Source organism: Bacteroides cutis, assembly GCF_900241005.1.
Classification (GTDB): Bacteria; Bacteroidota; Bacteroidia; order Bacteroidales; family Bacteroidaceae; genus Bacteroides; species Bacteroides cutis.
In genome coordinates, this window is sequence record NZ_OEST01000002.1 from 353038 (window position 1) to 376320 (window position 23283).

General features: G+C 41.8%; 18 protein-coding genes. 9 read left to right on the forward strand and 9 right to left on the reverse strand.

The features are described from left to right. On the reverse strand, positions 1–1431 hold the full coding sequence (locus tag C1A09_RS05520) for a RapZ C-terminal domain-containing protein (RefSeq protein ID WP_101542725.1): 1431 nt from the start codon (positions 1429–1431) through the stop codon (positions 1–3). Positions 1432–1605: 174 nt separating this feature from the next. On the opposite strand from C1A09_RS05520, the gene C1A09_RS05525 reads away from it, so the two are divergent. From C1A09_RS05525 to C1A09_RS05540, 4 genes are read left to right on the forward strand one after another with little or no spacing between them, the layout of a single operon-like run. Beyond that, the gene (locus C1A09_RS05525) at positions 1606–2955 is read left to right on the forward strand and encodes a cobyrinic acid a,c-diamide synthase CobB (protein WP_101542726.1); all 1350 of its coding nucleotides are present in this window, start codon (positions 1606–1608) and stop codon (positions 2953–2955) included. Then, positions 2952–4499 (forward strand): AAA family ATPase, encoded by a 1548-nt coding sequence (locus tag C1A09_RS05530; protein ID WP_101542727.1) that lies wholly within the window; start codon positions 2952–2954, stop codon positions 4497–4499. The genes C1A09_RS05525 and C1A09_RS05530 overlap by 4 nt, the downstream gene beginning before the upstream one ends. Continuing rightward, positions 4492–5937 carry a vWA domain-containing protein gene (locus tag C1A09_RS05535; RefSeq protein ID WP_370738721.1) on the forward strand — a complete coding sequence of 482 codons (1446 nt, stop codon included), beginning with the start codon at positions 4492–4494 and terminating at the stop codon, positions 5935–5937. The genes C1A09_RS05530 and C1A09_RS05535 overlap by 8 nt, the downstream gene beginning before the upstream one ends. Positions 5938–5979: 42 nt before the next feature. Then, the gene (locus C1A09_RS05540) at positions 5980–6549 is read left to right on the forward strand and encodes a cob(I)yrinic acid a,c-diamide adenosyltransferase (RefSeq protein WP_101542729.1); all 570 of its coding nucleotides are present in this window, start codon (positions 5980–5982) and stop codon (positions 6547–6549) included. 3 nt (positions 6550–6552) lie between these two features. Here C1A09_RS05540 and pncB read toward each other — a convergent pair whose 3' ends face one another. The 4 genes from pncB to C1A09_RS05560 all read right to left on the reverse strand — a co-directional run bounded on the left by pncB (position 6553) and on the right by C1A09_RS05560 (position 12865). After that, positions 6553–7716, reverse strand: a complete 1164-nt coding sequence (gene pncB / locus C1A09_RS05545; RefSeq protein WP_101542730.1) for a nicotinate phosphoribosyltransferase — start codon at positions 7714–7716, stop codon at positions 6553–6555. Between the two features lie 239 nt (positions 7717–7955). Next, positions 7956–10403 (reverse strand): ABC transporter permease, encoded by a 2448-nt coding sequence (locus tag C1A09_RS05550; RefSeq protein ID WP_101542731.1) that lies wholly within the window; start codon positions 10401–10403, stop codon positions 7956–7958. 27 nt (positions 10404–10430) lie between these two features. Further along, complete coding sequence (locus C1A09_RS05555; protein ID WP_101542732.1) at positions 10431–11414, reverse strand: HlyD family secretion protein; 984 nt, start codon at positions 11412–11414, stop codon at positions 10431–10433. A gap of 11 nt (positions 11415–11425) precedes the next feature. Then, positions 11426–12865 (reverse strand): TolC family protein, encoded by a 1440-nt coding sequence (locus C1A09_RS05560; protein ID WP_101542733.1) that lies wholly within the window; start codon positions 12863–12865, stop codon positions 11426–11428. 114 nt (positions 12866–12979) lie between these two features. Here C1A09_RS05560 and C1A09_RS05565 point away from each other — a divergent pair, with 114 nt between their 5' ends. The 5 genes from C1A09_RS05565 to C1A09_RS05585 are packed head-to-tail and all read left to right on the forward strand — an operon-like array spanning position 12980 to position 20378. Next, positions 12980–14506, forward strand: a complete 1527-nt coding sequence (locus C1A09_RS05565; protein ID WP_101542734.1) for a cobyric acid synthase — start codon at positions 12980–12982, stop codon at positions 14504–14506. Then, entirely contained in the window at positions 14499–15530 is a 1032-nt protein-coding gene (locus C1A09_RS05570; RefSeq protein ID WP_101542735.1) for a threonine-phosphate decarboxylase, read from the forward strand. Before C1A09_RS05565 ends, C1A09_RS05570 begins: the two co-directional genes overlap by 8 nt. 12 nt (positions 15531–15542) lie before the next feature. Then, a complete protein-coding gene (gene cbiB, locus C1A09_RS05575) occupies positions 15543–16523 on the forward strand; it encodes an adenosylcobinamide-phosphate synthase CbiB (RefSeq protein ID WP_101542736.1) in 981 nt (326 codons plus the stop codon). A gap of 55 nt (positions 16524–16578) precedes the next feature. Continuing rightward, positions 16579–18426: a tetratricopeptide repeat-containing sensor histidine kinase gene (locus C1A09_RS05580; RefSeq protein ID WP_101542737.1), complete on the forward strand. Its 1848-nt coding sequence runs from the start codon at positions 16579–16581 to the stop codon at positions 18424–18426. Next, on the forward strand, positions 18423–20378 hold the full coding sequence (locus tag C1A09_RS05585) for a sensor histidine kinase (protein WP_101542738.1): 1956 nt from the start codon (positions 18423–18425) through the stop codon (positions 20376–20378). The genes C1A09_RS05580 and C1A09_RS05585 overlap by 4 nt, the downstream gene beginning before the upstream one ends. On the opposite strand, the gene cobC is transcribed toward C1A09_RS05585, so the two are convergent. From cobC to cobU, 4 genes are read right to left on the reverse strand one after another with little or no spacing between them, the layout of a single operon-like run. After that, positions 20373–20903, reverse strand: a complete 531-nt coding sequence (cobC, locus tag C1A09_RS05590) for an alpha-ribazole phosphatase (protein WP_101542739.1) — start codon at positions 20901–20903, stop codon at positions 20373–20375. The genes C1A09_RS05585 and cobC overlap by 6 nt on opposite strands. 6 nt (positions 20904–20909) lie before the next feature. Next, complete coding sequence (cobS, locus tag C1A09_RS05595; RefSeq protein ID WP_101542740.1) at positions 20910–21656, reverse strand: adenosylcobinamide-GDP ribazoletransferase; 747 nt, start codon at positions 21654–21656, stop codon at positions 20910–20912. Between the two features lie 2 nt (positions 21657–21658). Then, entirely contained in the window at positions 21659–22696 is a 1038-nt protein-coding gene (gene cobT, locus C1A09_RS05600; RefSeq protein WP_101542741.1) for a nicotinate-nucleotide--dimethylbenzimidazole phosphoribosyltransferase, read from the reverse strand. 44 nt (positions 22697–22740) lie between these two features. Continuing rightward, positions 22741–23253: a bifunctional adenosylcobinamide kinase/adenosylcobinamide-phosphate guanylyltransferase gene (gene cobU / locus C1A09_RS05605; protein WP_101542742.1), complete on the reverse strand. Its 513-nt coding sequence runs from the start codon at positions 23251–23253 to the stop codon at positions 22741–22743. Between the last annotated feature and the right edge of the window lie 30 nt (positions 23254–23283).

The window sequence follows — 23283 nt, forward strand, 5'->3', positions numbered from 1 at the left end:
CTATTGTTTCGATTTAAATGTCTGTTCGATGTTTTGTTCCCTATGAATAAGGTTTACCTGTACCCCAAACTTCTGATTTAAGTGTTCAGCCAAATGTTGTGCCGAATATACAGAACGGTGTTGCCCACCGGTACAGCCAAAACAGATAGATAGGTTTGTGAAACCACGTTCCATATAGCGTTTTACAGATGCATCTACCAAAGCATACACATGTTCAAGGAAAGTGGCGATTTCCCCATCATCTTCCAGAAAACGAACAACCGGTTCGTCCAATCCGGTAAAAGGCTTATATCGCTCGTACTTTCCGGGATTATTCACGGCACGACAATCGAATACAAATCCACCACCATTACCGGACGAGTCTTCAGGAATACCTTTCTTATAGGCAAAACTGATAACCTTCACCACTAAACGACGTTTTTGCAGGTCATCGGTAAATTGTTTTAATTCGGTAAGTTCGCGCAGTACTTTACAAAGATATGGATATTCGGGATAGGGCTCCTGCAACAACTGACGCAAATTTTCGATAGCAAACGGTACACTTTGAATAAAGTGAGGCTTTTTCTCGAAGTACCCCCGAAAACCATATGCCCCCAATACTTGCATAGTGCGGAATAAAATGAAATGACGGAGTTGCGCATAAAAATATACTTCGTCTACAGACTGATATTTACGTAACGCTTCGATATACTCCTTCAGCAATTCTTTGCGTAGGCTCTCGGGGTAATTTGCTTTGGCTTGCCACAAAAATGAAGCTACGTCATAGTAAACGGGACCTTTACGTCCTCCTTGAAAATCGATCAGCCAAGGTTCGCCATTTTTGATCATGACATTACGGCTTTGGAAGTCACGGTACATAAAAGTAGCCGAACTATTGCGAAGTAATACATCGGACATTTTTTGAAAATCATCTTCCAGACGGTCTTCCTGGAAGTCCATACCTGTGGCTTTCAGAAAACAATATTTAAAGTAGTTCAAATCCCATAAAATTGAACGACTGTTAAACTCGGCCTGCGGATAACAATAAGAGAAATCCATTCCATCGGCTCCGGCAAATTGTATCGCAGGCAATAACCGGATAGTCTTACGCAACAACTGCTTTTCATCTTCACCAAATACACTGGTTTTACGCCCTTTCTCTATAGCATTGAAGAGTAATGTGTCACCCAAGTCTTCCTGTAAATAATAGATATCATCATTGGAACGGATATATACTTGTGGAACGGGCAGACCTTTTTGTCGAAAATGTTCCGCCATATAAAGAAATGCACGATTTTCTTCAACAGATTCGCCACTGACACCAATCAATATCAGGTTGCCGGTGAGACGGAAATAGCGACGGTTAGAACCGGAAGATGGAAGTTCATCAATAGTTTCCGGTTCATGCCCGGTATATGTAATGTAGAGTTTTTTTAGTTCGTCAATTATCATAGTAATTATTTTATTTTGGCAGCTAAGATAAAACTTTTGTCGGAGATATGTTTACCTTTGCACATGAAATGTAAGTCTAACTTCAATCACATATCGTAGTTTGTCAATGTACCTATGTGTTAAAGATAAGAAAAACGTGTCATGACCTTAGGGAATAAATCGTAAATATATAAAATGGCTACAACTCCTCAATTTCTGATTGCAGCTCCTACTTCCGGTAGTGGAAAGACTACCATCAGCCGCGGACTGATGGCTTTATTTACAAAAAAAAGATTGAAAGTACAACCTTTTAAATGTGGTCCTGATTATATTGATACCAAATATCATACAGCTGTTTGTGGACGTTCTTCCATTAATTTGGATACATTTATGGCCTCACACGACCATGTACGCCAACTCTATGCCTATTATGCATTGGATGCAGACGTTTGTATGGTGGAAGGTATGATGGGAATGTACGACGGATATGATCGGGATAAAGGTTCTTCAGCAGAAATTGCAATGTTGTTGCACTTACCCGTCGTATTGGTGGTGAATGCCCAATCAGTTGCTTATTCCATAGCACCACTTCTGTCCGGTTTCATTCATTTCCGTCCGAACATACATATCGCAGGAGTTATCTTCAACTGTGTAGGTTCTCCGCGGCATTATGAAATGCTCCGGGAAGTTTGTGAAGATTTGGAGATTACTTGTCTGGGCTATCTACCTAAAGAGAGTGTGTTAGAACAAGACTCACGTTATTTAGGATTGGATTTCAGCAAACAGGAAACAACTGAAGCTACTGCCAGTCTGATTGACTTGATAGACCGATACATTGATTGGGAACTGTTATTGCAAGTTACATCATTACCGCTTTCCACAGGAATATCCAGAAAAAGTGGTAAAGTTCCTTGGGTGCCATTATCTGAAAAAATCAATATCACGGTTGCCCGCAATGAAGAATCTTTTTCTTTTTTGTATGCGGAACATCTTGATATTCTGCATCACATGGGTACGGTTACGTATTATAATCCGGAAAAGAATCACCCTCTTCCGGCTGAAACCGATTTCCTTTATTTACCAGGCGGTTATCCCGAGAAACATGTGGAAAAGCTTTCTCAGGCAACCCAGACGCTTGTTTCCATATGTGATTATATAGAAGCAGGAGGACGAGTGTTGGCAGAGTGTGGAGGTATGATGTATCTTTCACAAGGCATCTGTTTCGATACACTGCAGCAGGCAGGTAATGTCTACTATCCGATGACGCGGGTATTTCCTTTTTCCATATCCAATCAAAAGCAACACCGGAAACTTAGTTTAGGTTATCGTCAGTTTGATTATAATGGATTAAACTTACGTGGACACGAGTTCCATTATACGCAGTTTATCCGGGGAGAAGAACAATCGGTGCCCGATTCTATCGTACAGGTATACAATGCCCGAAAACAACCGGTTGATACCCCTGTTTTCCGTTATAAGAATGTGATAGCTAGTTATACCCATCTATATTGGGGAGAAATTAATCTGATGGAATTGTTTAAATGAAAATAAAAGAACGCATACAATTACTCCTTGAAGACATGAACCGGGGAGTTTACGAAAAAGAAACCGAAATAGGCCTATCTTTGTTGGCAGCTCTGGCCGGTGAAAGTATACTGTTGCTGGGGCCTCCAGGTGTAGCAAAGTCTATGGTAGCACGAAGATTGAAGAGAGCCTTTGTCAATGCAAAGGCTTTTGAATACCTGATGTCACGTTTCTCCACCCCCGATGAGATCTTCGGTCCGGTAAGTATCAGCCGTCTGAAATCCTCAGATAAATATGAACGTTCCATTGACGGATACCTGCCCACGGCAGATGTCGTTTTCCTGGATGAAATATGGAAAGCTGGCCCTGCCATTCAAAATACTTTATTGACGGTAATTAACGAAAAGCTCTTTCGTAACGGAGATATGGAATTGAAACTTCCTTTAAAATTACTTGTTGCGGCAAGTAACGAATTACCTACTCAAGGTGAAGGCCTGGAGGCTTTATGGGATCGCTTTCTAATTCGGGTGGTTTCTACCTGCGTCAAGCAGGAAGAGTCATTCCGGCAAATGCTTCTGGACGACAGTGATGAAGAAGAGACTACCTCCCGATGGCAAATTTCCAATGAAGAATATAATGAATGGCAGAAGAAAATAAAACAGATTACGATATCCCCAGAGGTCTTATCTTGTATCACGACTATCCGCAAAAATCTGGAGAAAGTAGAGATAGAAGGCTCAGAAGTACATCGCACTATTTACGTAAGTGACCGTCGCTGGAAAAATATTGTAAGGCTGCTGAAAACATCAGCTTTCATACATAACCGTGAAGAAGTAGACATGATAGACATGCTACCCATCTACCATTGCTTGTGGAATGAACCCGACGAATGTGAAGATGTTCGGAGAATACTGATTCGTGCCCTATTTGCTTTCTCCGTAAGAGAAATAACTTGTATTTCCCGTTCTCTGAAATCCGATTTAAAAGTCAGCCGTGTACGCGATGCGTTGGATAAAGCTCGTAAAGGCGGGGATCATCGAGACGATGATTTACAGATTACGGATTATTTTTATTACCAACTGGAAAATCATGGTACCGGAAACACCTATATATTTATTGTTGACTACAAAAATCTAAAAGAATACAATCCTAAGGATGCACCCGCCATTGGAGTAATGTATACAGATCCTCTGAACCCCAAGCGTACCCTTATCCGTACATTTTCTGATCCTAAATTGATGGAAACAGAGGGTGCGGAACGTATAAATCTTTTCAGAGACGACCGGAATATCTATATCAACGGAGTACGTTTTTCAATGAGACGACTGAAAAGAGGAGAGGAACAACAACTGAACTTCGGAAATGTCTCTGTTACAGAACGTGACTATGAGTCTGAACTCGAAACAGCCCAATTAAAAACGGATAACCTTATCAAGGAACTCTCGGAAAATATCTTCATCTCCGAAGAAGATAAACAGGAAGTGGCGCGTTATGTAGCTACTGTTCGTAAAGAGATTGCTTGGGCGCGTGTAGATGTACGCAAACTGCGATATGGAGATGAATAGCAGCAGGTACGATTCGGCTTTCTACGTACAGGTGTTGGATAAATATATAGAAACGGGTGAATGTGCGGATACGGATGATGAACCGTTGTATGCTTATCTGTTATCCGTAATGAATGATCCGGTAGTGAAAGTGCAGGTATTGAGTGATGATATCTGTGCCCGCATCTTTTATGATACGCTTATTCAATTTGTCTGGCAAAACTTGGAGAAAGAGAAATACAACCTGCAAAAGAGCCAGTCGGAACAAAATACCATGAAGCTTGTGTTAGAGTGGTCTGTGCAGAAGCGGAAAGAGGGTTGGCAGGCATTACTTCAACAAGTGTCCGATAAGTACCGGGAACAAGGCTTTGAACAACGTTTCTATCGAGGGCAGTTTGGTGCAGAAGGGAAATATGCCGATGATGAAATTTGGGAAAAGATGGTGGATGACTGGCAAGATGTTTTCCAGCGCAAGATGCAGGAGCAGAAAGGAGTGGAGATTGACCGGTACAAAGACGCCATAGACCGTAGGTTACGTTCCAATCTTAATGATATTCCTGAATATCTCCAACAGAATAACATCGAAAAAGATGAATTCTTCCAAGCTTGGGGATTGATGAGCGGATTATGGAATAAGATTGATTTTGAGCGTATACGCAAAATTGTCCATATCCAGAAGGAATATCCCGAAATAGTGAGGGTTGCCAACCGGATGGGACGTATAGCCGACGATGACGGAAAACAACATATGAATGTGGTGGAAGGAGATGTATACAGGCTCGACTATTCTTCCAAGTGTGACATACAAGGTGTGACCGTAGGGAATGATTTGAATGCATTGTTACCTGTAGAATTGGCACATTGCGCCGACGATGATCTTGAAGACCTGTTTGTCTATAAATATCTGACCCGTAAGCTCCAGACTTTCCGTTATAAATCGGAGATTATGCAACCTGCCAGGTGTTTGGTAACTAAACCGGTTCGCCAGAAAGGACCGATGGTTGTCTGTCTGGACACCTCCGGCAGCATGGCAGGGAAACCTGAAAAAATAGCTCATTCCCTGATGGTGAAATTAGTTGAGATTGCCGATCGGCAAAAACGAGATTGTTTTCTGATAGCATTCTCTGTCTCAGTCCATCCGATTGATATACGAAAGGAACGAGCACGCCTGCTTGAGTTTTTCTCAAAAACATCTTGCGGTGATACGGATGCTACCCGGATGCTGGAAACCACTTTCCGTCTGCTTGAGTCCCATCGCAAATACATGAATGCAGACATACTGTGGATAAGCGACTTTAAAATTCCATTATCAACCCCTGAACTTATCCGGAAAATGCAAGAATACCGGAAAGCGGATACCCGTTTTTATGGAATGCAAATCGGTATAGGAGAACATGAATGGGCATCCTTCTTCAATCATATTTATAGAGTGGAATATACATCAAACCGGCGTTATTAATTATCTTTGCAGAAGCAAATAGCATTAAATATAGGAGATAAGATGAAAAGGGTTTATACAAAAACAGGAGATAAGGGAACCACCGGAATACATGGTGGTGCACGTGTGCCCAAAGACGATATCCGTATTGAAGCAAACGGTTGTCTCGATGAGCTGAATGCGGTTATTGGTATTATACGCTCCATGTTACCCGTCGATGATGTATGGCAAGAATTATTACATACCATACAGAAAGAACTGATGGTTGTAATGAGCCATGTGGCAACACCGGGTGATAAAATAAATCCGAATGTGCTTACCGTAGCCAAGCTAACCCTACGTTGTGAGAAAGAAATGGACGCAATGATGATTGAATTGCAAGACCATGGTTATTTCCTTTTACCCGGCGGTACTCCCGTTTCCGCCCAATTGCAATTTGCCCGTACTGTAGTCCGCCGTGCAGAACGTCGGTTGTGGACGCTTAATCGTCAAGACCCGGTCAATGAAGATATCCTATGTTTCATCAACCGCCTTTCCGATTTGTTCTTTGTCATGGCACGTATGGAAATGCAGCGACAGGATTGGCCGGAAGAAAAGTGGCAGGAATTTGCTTATAAACGTAAACTGAAATAATATTTACTTCAGGTGTAAGTCATATAGGCATGCGCGTACTTCTTTCTCACTTCCTATGTATTTTCCTACATCATCAGAGAGTTTCACGCATTCACGCCATTCTTGGTTGATATTCATCTTACATTGGGTCAACTTCATCACGATATTGGAAGGCTTGAAGCCCGTATCATTCGTTAGGTTGGTACCGATACCAAAAGCACAGCGTATCCTTCCCCTGCAATGTATCTGTATATCAAGCGCCTTTTCAAAATCCAACGCATTACTGAATACAATGGTTTTGGTAGTAGAATCGATACCCAGCTCCCGATAACGGGTAATCAGTTTATCGGTAAAGTCAAATTCATCTCCCGAGTCACATCGTACGCCATCAAACAGTTTAGCCTGTTTACGGCTCAGGTTATTCAGGAAGATACCGGATGTATAAGTGTCGGATAGTGCAATTCCCAAATCACCGTCGTACACATTCACCCAGTTTTCCAATGCCATATAATTAGCGTGCTTATATCCGAACTGTGCTCCATGAAACATAAACCATTCATGCGGATGTGTACCCATCGGTTTCATATCATATTTCATTGCAAAATAGCAATTGGAGGTTCCTGTACAATATGTCGAAGTCTTCCTCAGATAACCGATAACTTTATCTTGTACATCGAAAGAAAAACGTCTCCGTGTACCAAACTCAGAGAAAGAAAGTTGATGTTTATTGGAGAGTATTACTTTCTCAGACAATTTACTGATGATTTCATCTGTATTCACTACGTTTCCAAGCGACTGGTTCTTGATTTCTGAAACGATAGCAAGTAACGGAACTTCATAAAGCGTTGCCTTATAGAGATAATCGGTGATTTCCATGTTCAGATGCCTGTTTTCATCCAGATTTATTTTGATTTTATCCGGTTGGAAACGGAAAGAAGACAACCATTCCCAATATACCTTGGGCAAAAAACGACAGTGACCGGTCATATATTCCAGTTCTTCATTAGTCAATGAAATCTTTGCAAGGTTATCCACAGCTATATGGAGCCTTTGCAGAAATTCATTCGTATAAGCAGTCTCATCGCGATCTTTGAAACTGAAAGTTCCTATAGCATAAGGAAACAACTTTATATAGGCGTATGAAGTTGTAAATTTATAGAGGTCAGTATCCAGTATTGTACAAATCATTGCTGTATGTTTTAATCATTATATTTGTAATCGGGCATGAAGATAGTGACTTTTTCTTAGCTTTTAATTATTAAATTGTTAACAACGGAATATTCCTATTAAACCATGTTATAATATAGACCATTACGCCCTAATATTTTGGAGATATCCCGAAACTCCGTATATTTGTAATGTGTTTTTCATAGTATTAGATTTAAGGTTAACAAAAAGATTGGCTGTCTGGGATAGATAGCCTTTTTTTATGCCCTTTCCTTTTCTTTTTTATGTATCCATTGAGTAGTACGAACCGCCAATATTCCATATATTATCACTTGAATCCATAACACCAACATCTGTGGCCAGATATCAGACAGACTTGCCCCCATTGAGTTCAATTTCACAAAAGCCAATACGGCAGGAGCTACGGGAAAAAGATAGTGTATTGCTTGCCAATACCATGGCATCAGTTCCAACGGATAAGATACTCCGGAAAGAAAAATATAGCCTACAGAGAAAAAGGCTATCATCAGCAAGGGAGCTTCAGAATCTGTGAACCAGCGTGAAACTGCAAGCGCAAAGAAACTCGTACCCAGCAGAAAAGGTATCATCATAGTGATAATATCCCATCCGCTACCAATGTTTGGAATGCTGAATAGATGTGGCAACAATCCCAATAAGAACATAGAGAAGACTACATACAACATTACGTATACGAAAGTCCTTCCTGAAACTATCTGCAAAGCTTTTTTCCAGGTAAAACTATCTCCCTTCTCTCCTTGAAAGGAGGAGTCCTTGTAGAAGGAGGTAGCAGATAAACATTGTAATCCATCTAATTTTCGTTTTCTTCTTTCTTCTGCTTCTTCCCCTGTAAGCATTGCAATCACCATTAACATCGTCTGGAAAATAATAACAATCATCACCGCTGGAATTAAATAAGATCCGTACCCCTCGGTATAATTGTATAATGCTGTCCCCGATACATTGACAGGTGCCGATGAAGTCACCGCCAACAATCCCTGTAGAGGTAGAAATACTGTTCCTTCCATACGATGTGCATCATTAACAGCAAGCATCACCCGCGTGCTGGATTCTTGCAATCCTTTGAAATTAAGGAACGCATCCGTTGCGGCATAGAGTACAAATACGGATGTTTCCCCCCTGCCTACACGCGCTTCAAAATCAGCAGGCAGATAAAGGATACCGGCTACTTCCCCTTGTTTCACCCATTTTCGTGCCTCAAGAATGTTGGGCGTTTGTGCATAGACCGAAGTTTGCGGTGTAGCATCCAACCAACGGATATATTCGCGACTCAGTGCAGAGTGGGAGAGATCCACCACAGCAACCGGAGCTTTACGTACCAGATTGGGTGCATACATATAGTTATATAGTAAACCGTATAGAAATATTCCCCCTGCCAATACCAGTAGAATAGCCGGATTGGTAGCGATAGCACGCCACTCACGACGAATGCTCTCTCTCAAAGAAACGGTAGTGGCTTCTTCTCTTTGTTCGAGATGACGGTTCAACGATATTTTTTTTATCCAGTATTTCAGTAACGGCAATATTAACAAAGTCAGTAACGGAAACACAAATAGGATGGCAACCGATTGCCAGAAATATCCAAATCCGGTATCAAAGTAAATCATAGCCTGTGCAGCTTCTGTAAAATGTCGCACCGGAAATAGATAAGACGCTGCATATACAGGTTTGTACATTGCCGTAACAGGGAATGTAACGCCGGATAATGTCGCTCCTAAAGATCCCACCATTGAAACCACACTAATGATATAGGCTATTTTAGGAAATACCGAGAAAATAAGGACAGCTAAAGCCTGTGTGGCGATAATAAAAATGATTGTAACAAGATTTATCAACCATAAACTCCCTTGAAAAGGGATATGCAGAGGACCGAAAAATACATAGTTAGCCAATATACCGATAATTGAAAACAGAATGGTATAGGGTAATAACTTCCCTGTAACAGCCGTAAGAATATTGGCATTATCCAAATTACTACAATCTTTTCCCCGTGGAATACTTGTTTTTAACCATTCTTGTGCCGTTCCGAATTTTATTTCACTGCCGATGGCATAAACTGTTACCAGTAAAATGAGTATTTGGAACAATACAAAGAAAAACGGCTGACTCAGGTAGATGGAATAATCCATATCCGGGTTGTAAAGCGGATGTGTACTGGCTTCTACCGGTAACAAGAAAGTTTGTATCTGTTTTTGTCCTACCCCCAATGTTTCCGCCTGCACAATAATGGGCGAAAGAGCCACAGGTGCAAGTGTATTCTCAAATGCAGCCATCAATTCGCTGCCAACCGAAAGAAGTGCATAGTGATAATAATAAGTAAGAGTAGCATTTGTTCCCGTCACCGCTTTCTGTTCAAATTGGTGAGGAATGACAAGATATCCGTATATCTCTTTCCGTTGCAACGCCCGACGGGCGGTAGCTTCATCGGTAAAACGCTCCGTCACCCTGAATGTAGGTACAGCGGAAACACGTCGTGATATATTCCGTGAAGTTGCCGTATTGTCCTGGTCTACAATACCGATAGGTATATTCTCCATCTGTCCGTTTCCGAAGATGGTAGACATGAAAAACAGGCAAAACAAGGGTAACGCAATGCAGACACCGAGATATAGACGGCGTGAAGTCATGCGATGCCACTCACGGAGAGAGACGTTATAGATCGATTTCATATTAAGTATAAGTTTATTCGCTACGGATTACATAGTCAGCAGTATCGACATCCCCGGACGTAAACCTTCTACATCTCCTGTAGGACGTGCATGTATTTCAAAAGTCTGCATATCATAACTTCCCGTCTGCTTCGTTGATTTCCAAGTAGCGAAACTGCCCAACGGACTGATATAGTAAATACGGAACTCAATGTCTTTCCGGTCAAGAGCCGGTACATCCGCTTTGAATGTGCCACCCATTTTGAATTGTGGCATCAGGTCTTCACGGATATTCAGTACGACATGCGCATCGCTCATCACCACCAGACTCATGATCGGTGTACCGGGAGCCACCAACTCACCCCGTTTTGGGAAGATAGTAGCTATCTGTCCGTCTTCGGGAGCTGTCAGGCGAGAATCTACCAATAGAGCAGAAACCTCATCTACCGTACTTCGAGCGGCATCGACCAAACTGCGGGCAGCGGCTTTGTCTTCACTTTGTGCCCCATCCACCGCCATCTGATATTGTTCGTATGCGACGCGTTCAGCCGCCTGTGCAGCCTTATACATAGCTTCTACCTCGTCTTTACGCTGTGAAGTAACCACACTGTCTTTATATAATGTGAGGATACGTTGATAGGTTGTTTTGGCAAGGGTCAGGTCACTTTGAGTCTTGTTCCAGAATTGTAGTGCGGTGGCAATGATTTGTCGGCGTGTGCCTGCATCTATTTTTTTATTCTGCTCCTGTGCAACTTGTTCCAATGCGTTCACCTGACGATATTTGGCTTCGATAGTGGGACTGTTAATGACTACAAGCGTATCTCCGGCTTTCACCCAGTCTCCCTCCTGTACCAGGAAAGAATCTATCCTTCCCGGAAGTTTTCCACTGATACGTATTTCGGTAGCTTCCACTTGTCCCTGTAATACCAATGGTTCTCGGCTCATAAGTACCATGCCGATTACGGAAACAAGTACCGTAATGACCAAAATGATGATGAATGCAATACTGATGTTTCTTTTAGATATGTCCATATTGGTTTAGTTTAATTTTTTACTAAATATTTCTCAAAATGTTCCGGCGTACCACAGATTGCCAATAAGTTCATCAGTGTCACGTCGTATTCATAATAAGCTGCCAATCGAGCCACACGTACGGTTGCCAGCATTGTTTCCGCATCGACCACTTCTGTAGAAGTAGCCATACCTTCGGCGAAAGATTTCTTGCGGATACGTACCAATTCCTCGCTCAGTTCAATGGTCGTATTCAGGGCACGTACATTGTCCTGCGCTTTTTGTAACTGGGAATAAAGTTTGTCTATACCTATGCCCAAATCATCCTTTGCCTTTTCCTGTCCCAAAGCAAGTGTCTGTTGCGCCAATTTGGATTGGCGGATACGCTTCTCACGTGCTAGGCCATCGAACAAATTCCATGTGAAACCTATCCCTACCATAGTGCGGGGTACAAGGTTACTTTGTATCCCGTGTGAATAGAGTGTCTGCTTGCCGAACACGGCAATATCGGGCATATATCCGCTTTGATTGATGCGAAGTTGTTGTTTGGCGATATGCGATTGTAGTTGCAATTGGTTTACTACATAATTTTCAGTCCGCATGACCTGTATAAATTCCTCTTTAGCCGGTAAATTCTCGTTGATGAAGAGTGGGGAAGTAGGTTGTATACTGTTGGTATCTTCCAAATTGAGCAGTGTGCGCAGAGCACTCTGTACTACCGTAACTTCTTTTTGCGATGCCTCTAATGCACGTTGCGCTTCGTCCATATTTACCTGGGCAAAAAGCCTTCCGGCTTTGTCAATCATCCCTACCGCTTCCAGTTTCAAAGCATTTTCATAATGGCGTTTCAGACTGTTGTAAGTATCCAGCCTCACTTGTACCACTTCCCGGGCAAGGCGCAACCCGAAATAACTCTCGGCTAACAGGGTACGTTGAGTTGCATCCGTTTGTTCACGATTTTCGCGGGCAATATCTATCATTGTATTTCCTATTTTGTTGGCGTGGATACGTTTACCACCGGAAAACACCACCCATTCTGCAGTCAATCCCACAGAAGTCAGATTACGGGGAGCAAGAGGGAAGATAAGGGTATGGGCACCTATCTGATCCAGGATGCCCGTTATGAACCGGTCATCCGGTATAATATTATGTACAAAATCTTTTGCCGGATCAGTAAATTGTGAAAGCGGTTGCTTCACCTCTAATTTCTCGGACAAATGCACAAAAGTTCCGGTACCCTGCAAACTGGGATACCACAAAGCATTCAGTTTGTCTCGTTCTGCACGGGCGGTTTCTATGCCTTTATCTGCTATCTTCAGGCTCCGGTTGCCTTGTTGCATCTGGCGGAGAGCATCGTCAAAGCTAAGGGAGAGAGTTTGCTCTGTAATGTAGACATCCGGGGTCATATCCGGTATTTGTGCCGTTACAGAAACACTCGTTCCCAAAAGGGCGATGAGTAGAATTTGTTTCATATGTTAAGTTTATCGTTTAGGTTTAGAATGATACTCTTTCAAACACACTTTTTCTGTGATTGTTCAATCTGTATACTTTTTACTATTATCTTTGTCGTCGCAAAAACAAAAGATATGAATAAACTTCATCCCATCATGTTTGCCGGTACGGGTAGCGATGTAGGCAAGAGTATTATCGCTGCCGCTTTTTGCCGTATATTCAAGCAAGACGGTTATTATCCGGCTCCTTTCAAGGCACAAAACATGGCGCTTAATTCTTACGCTACCCCCGAAGGACTGGAGATAGGACGTGCTCAGGCCGTACAGGCTGAAGCTGCCGGTATTCCTTGCCATACCGACATGAATCCCTTGTTGCTGAAACCCCAATCCGACCATACTTCACAAGTTGTTCTTAACGGTCTCCCCATCGGTAACCGTGATGCTTACGAATATTTCCGCAAGGAAGGACGCGAGGAGCTTCGCCGAGAAGTTTGTGCGGCTTATGACCGCCTTTCCAGAACTTACAATCCGGTTGTGATGGAAGGTGCCGGTAGTATTTCCGAAATCAATCTCCGTGATTCCGATTTGGTAAACCTGCCGATGGCTCTTCATGCCGGAGCAGATGTTATTTTGGTAGGAGATATTGACCGGGGTGGAGTTTTTGCCAGTGTCTATGGTTCTGTTATGTTACTTCGTCCACACGAACGCGAACGTATCAAGGGAATTCTTATCAATAAGTTCCGTGGAGATATCCGCCTTTTCGAGTCGGGTATAAAAATATTGGAGGAGCTTTGCGGTATTCCTGTGATAGGTGTTATTCCCTATTATAAAGATATATTTATTGAAGAAGAAGATTCTGTAGCCCTTGCCACTAAATCTATGCAGGCCAAACGTGGCAAGGTAAATGTAGCCGTTGTACTTTTGCGTCATCTCAGTAATTTCACCGATTTCAATGTCCTGGAGCGTGATCCGCGTGTACATCTTTTTTATACAAACAATACAGATGAACTGATAAAAGCAGATATCATCATTCTGCCCGGCAGTAAGAGTACGCTTGCCGATCTTTATGAACTTCGTCGCAACGGGGTGGCGCAGACCATTATTCGTGCTCATCGCGAAGGTGTCACGGTTATGGGTATCTGCGGAGGTTATCAACTTATGGGGCAGGAAGTACTCGACCCTGACCACGTAGAAGGCGATATAGACCGTTTACCCGGACTCGGACTGTTACCTGTAAGTACGCGTATGACGGAGAAAAAGGTTACAAGACAAGTTAAGTTCAGGCTTAATACAAAATCAGACTGTAATACAGTGATACCACATGGTAATTCTTCATTAATGAACGGCTATGAAATCCATATGGGAACTACTTCTCCTATAAATGGTGTTTCCGTTTCTCCATTGAACATATTGGAAGACGGTTGTACCGACGGTTATTTTATAGACCGCACTTGTATGGGTACCTATATTCACGGTATTCTCGACAACCCTACATTTATTGATTTCCTTCTCGAACCTTTTTCCGATAAATTGTCCGATGCAGCGAAATCATTTGATTATCATCAATTCAAAGAAGAACAATACGATAAGCTTGCCAACCATGTACGTATCCACGTGAACATGCCGCTTATTTACCAAATATTGACAGAAAACCATGATTGAAGGACACGGAGACGACTCCTATAAATACAATTATCCCATAACAGCGAATTTCAGTTCCAATGTTTACAGTAAAGTAGACCTTTCACCTCTGAAAGCCCATTTGTGCGAACAAATAGGAGGAATCGGTAACTATCCTGAACCGGAACCTTATACGTTGGAAGCCCGTCTTGCTTTCCGTTATAATTTACCCGTCGATGCCGTATGCGTAACGAATGGCGCAACTGAAGCTATCTACCTTATAGCCCAAACCTTTCGTGGAACCAATACCGCCATCTTACAGCCAACTTTCAGTGAATATGCCGATGCTTGTTGTATGCATGGACATAAAGTGACATCCATTTATCGGATTCCTTTGGCAAAAGACCGCTACCTTTTACCGGAAGATACGCGCATGCTTTGGCTCTGTAATCCGAACAATCCCACTGGAACTGTGATTGATAAAGAGTCTCTAATAGAACTCATTAAACATAATCCACAAGTTTGTTTCGTCATAGACCAGTCTTACGAGTATTTCACTCTGTGTCCACTTTTCGCTCCGGCAGAAGCAGCGGCGTTTCCCAATGTTCTGTTACTTCATTCCATGACAAAACGTTATGCGGTTCCCGGTCTGCGGCTCGGATACGTCACAGGTTCCTCTGGCTTACTGGCACGCCTACGTACCAATCGTATGCCCTGGTCTGTCAACCAACTTGCCATTGAGGCTGGATTATATTTACTGGAGCACGATGTCCCCAATCCGTTGGATGTCCCCGCCTATTTGCAGGAAACAACCCGTTTACGTTCGGCTCTCGAAGCTCTCGGAGGACTGGAAGTGTGGGCTACAGAAACTCATTTTATGTTGATACGTCTCCGTTTTGGTAAAGCTGCCGCGCTGAAAGATTATCTGGCGGAAAAGCAAGGTATCCTTATTCGTGATGCTTCCAATTTCGACGGTTTGGATGAACACTTCTTCCGTATAGCTACCCAAACACCCGAAGAAAATGATCGTTTGGTAAAAGCTATCGGTCAGTGGTTTGAACAATAAATAAATCTATTTATGGAGAATTTTCTAATCATTTTGGGTGTTACATTCAGCATAAATCTACCGTTGGTTACAGCTTGGATACTCGATCACTGGTTGGGTGATCCTTCTTGGTTGCCCCATCCCGTAGTCGCTTTTGGTAAGGCTATTTCTTTTTGTGAACATCGTTTCAACAAGGGCGAGGCACGATTTCTGAAAGGTGCTGTTGTGACATTGATGTTGGTGGTAGGTGTCTTTATCCTGACAGCCTATCTGTTACATTGGGCATCTCTTTATTCTCCGGGACTATTGTTGGCCGCGCAGATCCTTCTCATATTTTATTGTCTGGCAGGTACTACGTTGATACGTGAAGTCCGCAATGTATTCAGAGCTGTAGACCGTTCGCTGGAGGCGGGTAGAAAACAGGTATCCCGTATTGTAGGACGTGATACATCGGAGCTATCGGCACAGGAGGTGCGTACTGCCGCTCTCGAGACATTAGCCGAGAACCTAAATGACGGTGTTATAGCTCCTTTGTTCTGGTATATGCTGCTGGGAGTTCCGGGTATGCTTGCCTATAAAATGATAAACACCCTCGATTCTATGATTGGTTATAAAAATGAACGTTATCACCGTTTCGGCTGTTTTGCCGCCCGATTGGATGATGTTGCCAACTATATCCCTGCCCGATTGACTGCTTTTCTCATGATAATAGCATCCAAACGACTGTCTCTGCTTGTCTTTGTCGGTAAGTATGGTAACCAGCATGCCAGCCCAAACTCCGGTTATCCCGAAGCGGCACTTGCCGGAATTTTGAATTGTCGTTTCGGAGGCCCTCACAATTATTTTGGAGAGAAGGTATGGAAACCCTATATAGGTAGTAATGAACGTCCGTTGACAACAGAAGATATGAAAATCGCGGTATATATCAATCGTTGTACCGAGTGGTTAATGGTGGTATCTGTAATAATTATCACCACCTTGGTATCTTTCTTTCTACCCTCCCTGTTATTTTAACTAAATCTTTGTCTGTCTGAAAGATATTAAATATCTTTGCGTACAAACAGAGAGCATGAGGAAAATACTGAAATATATTTGTATTATTCTTTTTTGTGCTGTAAACGTGTTTTACGTTTCAGCGGTAAACAAAGAAGATGCAGTGATTTCCGCTTTTAAGAACAGCTTTGGTTTCGATTATCTCACAAAAGAAGAATGTGATACACTGAATATCAATAAACTGTTACCGCAATTAGAAGCCGGTCGGCAATACAGAACCTATTTTGAACTTGAAAGAATTCTTATCAAATCTTATCTTTTTCGTGGAGAAATACGCCTCGCCATTGCCTACAGTGATCGGATGTATTCCAAAGCCCATGCCCTCTCCAATACTTTCGGCACTGCTCTCGCACTGAACGCGATGGGGGAGGTTTATGCTTATACCGGACGGATGAGCGAGGCAAAAGAGGCTTATGAAAAAGCTTTGGAATTATTTGATACCTTGAAAGAAGAGGATCTGTATATCCGAATGTTACTCGTTGAGCTTGTAGAGTATAACATACAGGTTCAAAACAAACATTTGGCATCGCATTATCTTACTCGTCTCAACCGTTATCAGCCGGGGCAACTTACTCCACCGGAACAAGCAGCCTGTTATGTCTCCAATATATATTATCAACTGTTTAAAAATGTGTCGAACGTCGCACGTCAATATATGGATAAGATTGCGGTACTCAATCTCGATCAGTTTCCAGAGATAAAAGAGTATTTATTATTGGTGAATGCCCGCTATTTCTATTCCATAAAAGAGAATAAAAAAGCATTGTCTGCTTATGACGATTTTTTGCAAACGAATTATGCCAAAGTCAATACACGTTCATACCGGGAAACTTTACAGGAGAAGGCGGATTTGTTATTGAAGATGGGAAACAAGGAAGAAGCCTATATACAATATGGTAAAGTCTTCTCTTATATTAAGGCGGCCTTTGATAATAATTATCCTAGAGAAATAAACCAGTTGACAATGCGTTTTCAGGCTGATCAGTTAGCCTATCAGAATGAACATGACCGTATTGTTTCTATGCGGTTCTATTTGGTGGGTGTTGTACTATGCAGTATAGCTCTGATATTGTTTTTAATGTTCAGTTGGAAAAAAATATTCCGTTTAAAGCGTTCCAAACAGAAACAGGAAGTTATGAAACTGAAATCAGAACGTGCTATCCGGCGTAAGAATATGTTTCTCTCCAATATGAGCCATGAAGTACGTACTCCGTTGAATGCAATTGTTGGTTTTTCAGCTGTATTGACTTCTGAAGATGAATCGTTTGATGATGAATCCCGTAAGGAATTTTGTGAAATAATCAAAGTCAATTCTTTCCAACTATTGAAGCTGATCAATGACATTCTGGATGTATCTGATTTTGAGAGTGACAATATAGCTTTTAACATACAAACTTATGACGCCGTGAAACTTTGTCGGGAAACTGTTGAGACCGTCATAGCTTCCCGTAAGCTTCAGGTAAAGATGTATTTTGCTACTGAACTTACCGAGCTGAGAATGGAAACGGATGATTCTCGTCTTCGTCAGGTATTGATAAACTTACTGGTAAATGCTGCCAAGTTCACCGAACAAGGATATATCGTTCTCAATCTGGAATTAGCAGACGAACAGACCGCCATATTCTCCGTTACCGATACTGGTTGTGGTATTCCGGTTGAAAAACAACATTTAATCTTCGAACGTTTTGAGAAGTTGAATGACTTTGTACAAGGTAGTGGATTAGGACTATCCATTTGCCGTCTGATTATGGATCACATGCATGGTAAGATATGGGTAGACAGTCAATATACGCAAGGTACTCGTTTTTACTTTACGCATCCGTTGAAGTATACTCCCGATTTACCTGAAACCTCTGCCCCATGAAACGAATGCACATCATATTATGCATATTGCTCTGCGGTTACTTCCTTCCGTTGAAAGCTGAGGATGTAAATGTCAATCATTATCAAGACAGTATTTTGAAAGTGTCCGAAGCAATGCCGCCAACACTTGTAAAGCTAACTTATTTACGGGATATGGCCTACTTGCACCAATATGCACCATATAATTTGACATTTTCAACTCGTCTATATGAGGAAGCTATCTGCCAAAAGAACACGTTTTATGAAAATATGGGTGCCTATTATTTAGCAGCCACATACGATAAAAAGCATGATGCCGACAGTTTGTACTACTGGGTGAATATTCTGAAGAAATTGGTTTCCGAGGTAGGTACGTATGATTATTATTTAGAACAAAAGGCTGCTATCAGCCGGGCTTTGGCATCCAAAGGAAAAATTGAAAAAGCAATATATGTAGCGAAAGAAACATTGGCGGAAGCCCAAAAATATAACAGCAACAATGGTACAATTGCAGCATATAATAGTTTAGGTTGCGCATATGGTGTTTCCAGTCGTTCTAAAGAGGCACTGAATGTTTTTCTAAAAGCCTATAAAAGCTTCTCACCTCAGACCAAAACAAGCTTGAAAGTTGATATTTTATCACGTATTGCGCAGGTTTATGGAAATGCCGGATATGATAGCTTAAAAATACCTTATTTGGAAGAAATGCATGTTGCACTAAAAGAAGTATTGACAAAAGAACCGGAAACAAAGAAAAACTGGGCAAACTTTGAGATTGATTGTGAAGTAAAATACGTGTTGCATTTTTTAAATCGCGGTCAATATGCCCTGGTGCAAAAACACATTGATAAAATCAAATCACTACTCGGTCCTCACGTAGATCCTGTATTTTGGCTGAATTTTCAATTAATCCAACTTCAATATTATCATAAAACCGAAGAATATGACAAGAGTATTGCTCTGATAGATGAAGTAACCCCCAATGTTCTTAACAATCATGTAAATACATTTGCTACCCTTATAAACTACAAAGCGAACACCCAATACAAAAAAGGAGATATCGACGGTGCCATTGAGACACGGAAATATTTAATTCATAAACAAGACTCTCTTAATAATGCATTTTCTGCCAATCAGTTACAGGAAGTAAAGGAAATCTATCACATAAATGAACTGCTGTCGGAAAAACAAAAAATACAAGACGGTAATTATATGAAAGGTTTCATATTCTTGTCAATACTATTGTTGTTAATGATCATTTTCTATTTCTATACACATATTTTGTCCAGGAAAATAGTTCAGACAGAGAAACTGACGGCAGAAGCGGCTTTACAGGCAGAGGCGGACAATATTACGAAAGACCGGCTGAAATCAGAAATCAGCCATGATGTACGTACCCCGCTGAACGCGGTAGTAGGTTTTGCCGAATTATTGACCGGTTCGGAAGAACTAGATGTGGAAACAAAGAAAGAATACGGTCGGATTATCCAGACAAACGCAGAGAATTTACTGACATACATCAATGGTATATTAGAATTGTCCCGGCTCGAGTCAGGCAAAATAAAGTACGATAAGGAAGCATGTGATATCGTACAATTTTGTCATCAAATATTACAAACAATAAATATAAAAGAGGGCTCTGTCCTGACAGTAACATTGCAAACCGATGTGGAAAGTCAATGGATACACACCGATCAGAAATGGTTTGAAACATTGTTCGTCAGTTTGCTTACTCCATTGGAAAATGACACGGAACAAAGCCGGGTAGTAGTTCGCCTAAAACGGGATACAGCTAAGTCTTTATTAATATTTAATGTTATAAATTCTCCTCTGGCAAAAGTACGTTTTGAAAACAAAACGAGTTTAATCCGTCATGAAATCAATGCACATTTCATCCATTATTTCGGAGGTATCTACAAAGTACAGGCCGAAACAGAAGAAGGACCGTCCATTTCGTTTACCATTCCTTTATAAATCAATCTTAATAATGCCACCATAGGGTGTCAGTGCACTGAATGCTTCCTCGGGCTTAATAATGCCGGCGTAAATTTGCGCACATATCAACACTCCACCATGCGCAAAGATAGCCACACGATGGTATGGTTTCTTTTTTAACTCGTCCAGAAACCGACTGATGCGTTCGTATTGCATAGCGAACGATTCGCCACCGGTAGCTGCTACATTCAGATAATCGGCATACCATTCTTGCAGGCGTGGGTCGTCATTTAGTTCAAAGGATTTCATCTCCCACGAACCGAAGTTTATTTCCATGAGCCGTTTGTCACGTTCCGCATCCGGATAACCGCAATAAGTGGCAAGGCGTACACATCGTGTCAGCGGACTGGTATATACATAATCGAAAGGTATATATACTTTTAAATTTTCTGCCGTCACAGCGGCTTCTTCCTCAAATGTCGGTTTTAAAGGTACATCCGTTTGCCCGTAACATACGCCGGGAGCGACATCAACAGAAGTATGACGAATAAATATGACTTCCATAAATTACTAATATCTTATACTTAATCCAAAACATCCCAAATAGAATGATAGTTCGCATAGCAAAAACGTAGCTCCGCAACAATCACCGGTATAACCTTGCAGACGGCGTTTCATCAATAAGCACAACAGGACAAAAGTCAATAACGGAAATAGAGTAGCAGGCCACAACCTTATCGGCAGGAACGCTATGAAAGGGATTGCTCCACAGATAAAAGCTATTGACAATTCTCCCCAACTCATGCGGTTGTACACCACTTTAGCTTTACTGTCTTCTTCCTTTCGGGCGTATGGCAGATAATTGACTAACTGAGATGCACAGAATTTCGACCAGCAATCACCACAAAAAACAAGAATACACAGCTCGATTAAAGGGAGAGTATGCAATTGGAACAGCAATAGAAAATAGAAAATCAGCCCGATAACCCCATAACTCCCTATATGGGAATCTTTCATAATGGCAAGCGTACGTTCACGGGTAGTACCGCCTCCAAAACCGTCCAGAAAATCAGCCAATCCATCTTCATGTAGGCAACCCGTAATAAGTAAACGGGCGATGATGGCGAAAATCCACGCAAAAGATAGAGGCATAACCTGTCCCGTCAACCATAATACACCTGCCATGATTCCTCCAGTCAACCAACCTACCAACGACCAGTAGGGCACTACGTGTTTGAAACATTCCGCCGGTACCTCCTTGATCTTCCAAAAAGGTAATCGGGTAAGAAAGATAAATGCTGCTAAGACATTGTTCATATTCAGAAATATTTCGTAATGGAAGCATGAGCAAAATTATCCATTTCATTAATCATCCGCACGGCCGACTCCACTATCGGATAAGCGCAAATGGCTCCGGTTCCTTCTCCAAGCCTTAATCCTAAGTTTAATAACGGTTTAACTCCTATTTCATCAAGTACCAATTTATGTCCGGTCTCATCTCCACAATGCCCAAAGATCGCATAATTCAAAACTTCGGGATACAATTTGCTGGCAGCGAGAATACAATTTGTCATGATAAATCCATCCACTAAAATAACCATCTTTAATTCAGCAGCCTGTAGCATGGCACCCACTGCCATTACCATCTCCAAACCACCAAAATAACGGATAATGTCATAAGGAGATCCATCCCCTTTATAATTATCTAATGATTGTTGCAACACTTCATATTTATGACGTATCCCTTCATTATTTAATCCACTACCGGCACCTACACATTGTTTCAGTGGTATATCGGTGAAACAGGTCATCCATAAGGAAGAGGAGGAGGTATTACCGATACCCATTTCGCCAAAGCTGAGTACATTACTGCCTTCGCCATAACAACGGCGTACTATTTCCGATCCGCGTTCCAGACAGAGTTCCATTTCATTTTCTGTCATAGCAGCTTCGTGCAGATAACTCCGCGTACCCTTACGCACTTTCATATTGATAATTCCTTTCTCATAAGGTAGGTCGTAGTCAACTCCTGCATCAACAATCTTCAAAGTAAATCCATGCTGCCTGCAAAGGAAGTTTACTCCGGCACCTCCATGAAGAAAATTGCTGATCTGTTGCCAGGTGATTTCTTTAGGCGAGAGGCTGACTCCTTCTTCCACAATACCATGATCAGCGGCAAAAATAATGTTTTGCGGATACTGTAAGCTTGGTGTCAGTGTTTGTTGTATCAATCCGATTTGTAGAGCCAGTTCTTCCAAAGTTCCCAAAGAGCCTTTTGGCTTGGTGAGGTTGTCGATTTTGTCTATCAATGCCGGGCGGATGGTTTCGTCAGGGCGGATAATATGAAATGCTTTCATTACATTATTATGATTAAAATTACTTCTTTGTTTCTCTTAGCTTCTCAACTCTTGATTTTCACTGGAATACCGGATACCATCAAAACAACCTCATCAGCTTGTGCAGCTATGTATTGATTCATCCAACCTTGCATATCCGTAAATTTCCGTTGTATTTCATTATCCGATGTGCCTCCCATACCTATTTCATTGGTAACAAAGATAAATGTGGAATCTTGCGCAGTGAAACGATTAAACTCTTCTTTAACTGCAACCAGTGCCAAGTCTGTGTCGGCATTTAAGTCGAAGAAAAAGTTGGTACACCAAAGGGTTACACAATCTATCAATATCGTCCTTCCTGACAACGAATGATGACTCAATTCTTTTTCCTCTTCTATATTCGTCCATTCCGGTCCCCGTCTTTCCTGATGCCGTAACACCCTTTTCCTGAACTCCTCATCCCATATACGTGCCGTAGCAAGATAGACAGGGTTAGGAGAGAGGCTGAGTGCCAGTTTCTCAGCATAACTGCTCTTACCCGAACGGGCGCCACCGGTAACAAGTATAATTCGTCCCATTGATTTTTCTGAAGTTTACGAGAAGCAAAT

Coding starts and splice junctions, on each gene's coding strand:
- C1A09_RS05520 (WP_101542725.1), bottom strand. CDS start 1,431: ATGATAATTGACGAACTAAAAAAACTCTACATTACATATACCGGGCAT.
- C1A09_RS05525 (WP_101542726.1), top strand. CDS start 1,606: ATGGCTACAACTCCTCAATTTCTGATTGCAGCTCCTACTTCCGGTAGT.
- C1A09_RS05530 (WP_101542727.1), top strand. CDS start 2,952: ATGAAAATAAAAGAACGCATACAATTACTCCTTGAAGACATGAACCGG.
- C1A09_RS05535 (WP_370738721.1), top strand. CDS start 4,492: ATGAATAGCAGCAGGTACGATTCGGCTTTCTACGTACAGGTGTTGGAT.
- C1A09_RS05540 (WP_101542729.1), top strand. CDS start 5,980: ATGAAAAGGGTTTATACAAAAACAGGAGATAAGGGAACCACCGGAATA.
- pncB (WP_101542730.1), bottom strand. CDS start 7,716: ATGATTTGTACAATACTGGATACTGACCTCTATAAATTTACAACTTCA.
- C1A09_RS05550 (WP_101542731.1), bottom strand. CDS start 10,403: ATGAAATCGATCTATAACGTCTCTCTCCGTGAGTGGCATCGCATGACT.
- C1A09_RS05555 (WP_101542732.1), bottom strand. CDS start 11,414: ATGGACATATCTAAAAGAAACATCAGTATTGCATTCATCATCATTTTG.
- C1A09_RS05560 (WP_101542733.1), bottom strand. CDS start 12,865: ATGAAACAAATTCTACTCATCGCCCTTTTGGGAACGAGTGTTTCTGTA.
- C1A09_RS05565 (WP_101542734.1), top strand. CDS start 12,980: ATGAATAAACTTCATCCCATCATGTTTGCCGGTACGGGTAGCGATGTA.
- C1A09_RS05570 (WP_101542735.1), top strand. CDS start 14,499: ATGATTGAAGGACACGGAGACGACTCCTATAAATACAATTATCCCATA.
- cbiB (WP_101542736.1), top strand. CDS start 15,543: ATGGAGAATTTTCTAATCATTTTGGGTGTTACATTCAGCATAAATCTA.
- C1A09_RS05580 (WP_101542737.1), top strand. CDS start 16,579: ATGAGGAAAATACTGAAATATATTTGTATTATTCTTTTTTGTGCTGTA.
- C1A09_RS05585 (WP_101542738.1), top strand. CDS start 18,423: ATGAAACGAATGCACATCATATTATGCATATTGCTCTGCGGTTACTTC.
- cobC (WP_101542739.1), bottom strand. CDS start 20,903: ATGGAAGTCATATTTATTCGTCATACTTCTGTTGATGTCGCTCCCGGC.
- cobS (WP_101542740.1), bottom strand. CDS start 21,656: ATGAACAATGTCTTAGCAGCATTTATCTTTCTTACCCGATTACCTTTT.
- cobT (WP_101542741.1), bottom strand. CDS start 22,696: ATGAAAGCATTTCATATTATCCGCCCTGACGAAACCATCCGCCCGGCA.
- cobU (WP_101542742.1), bottom strand. CDS start 23,253: ATGGGACGAATTATACTTGTTACCGGTGGCGCCCGTTCGGGTAAGAGC.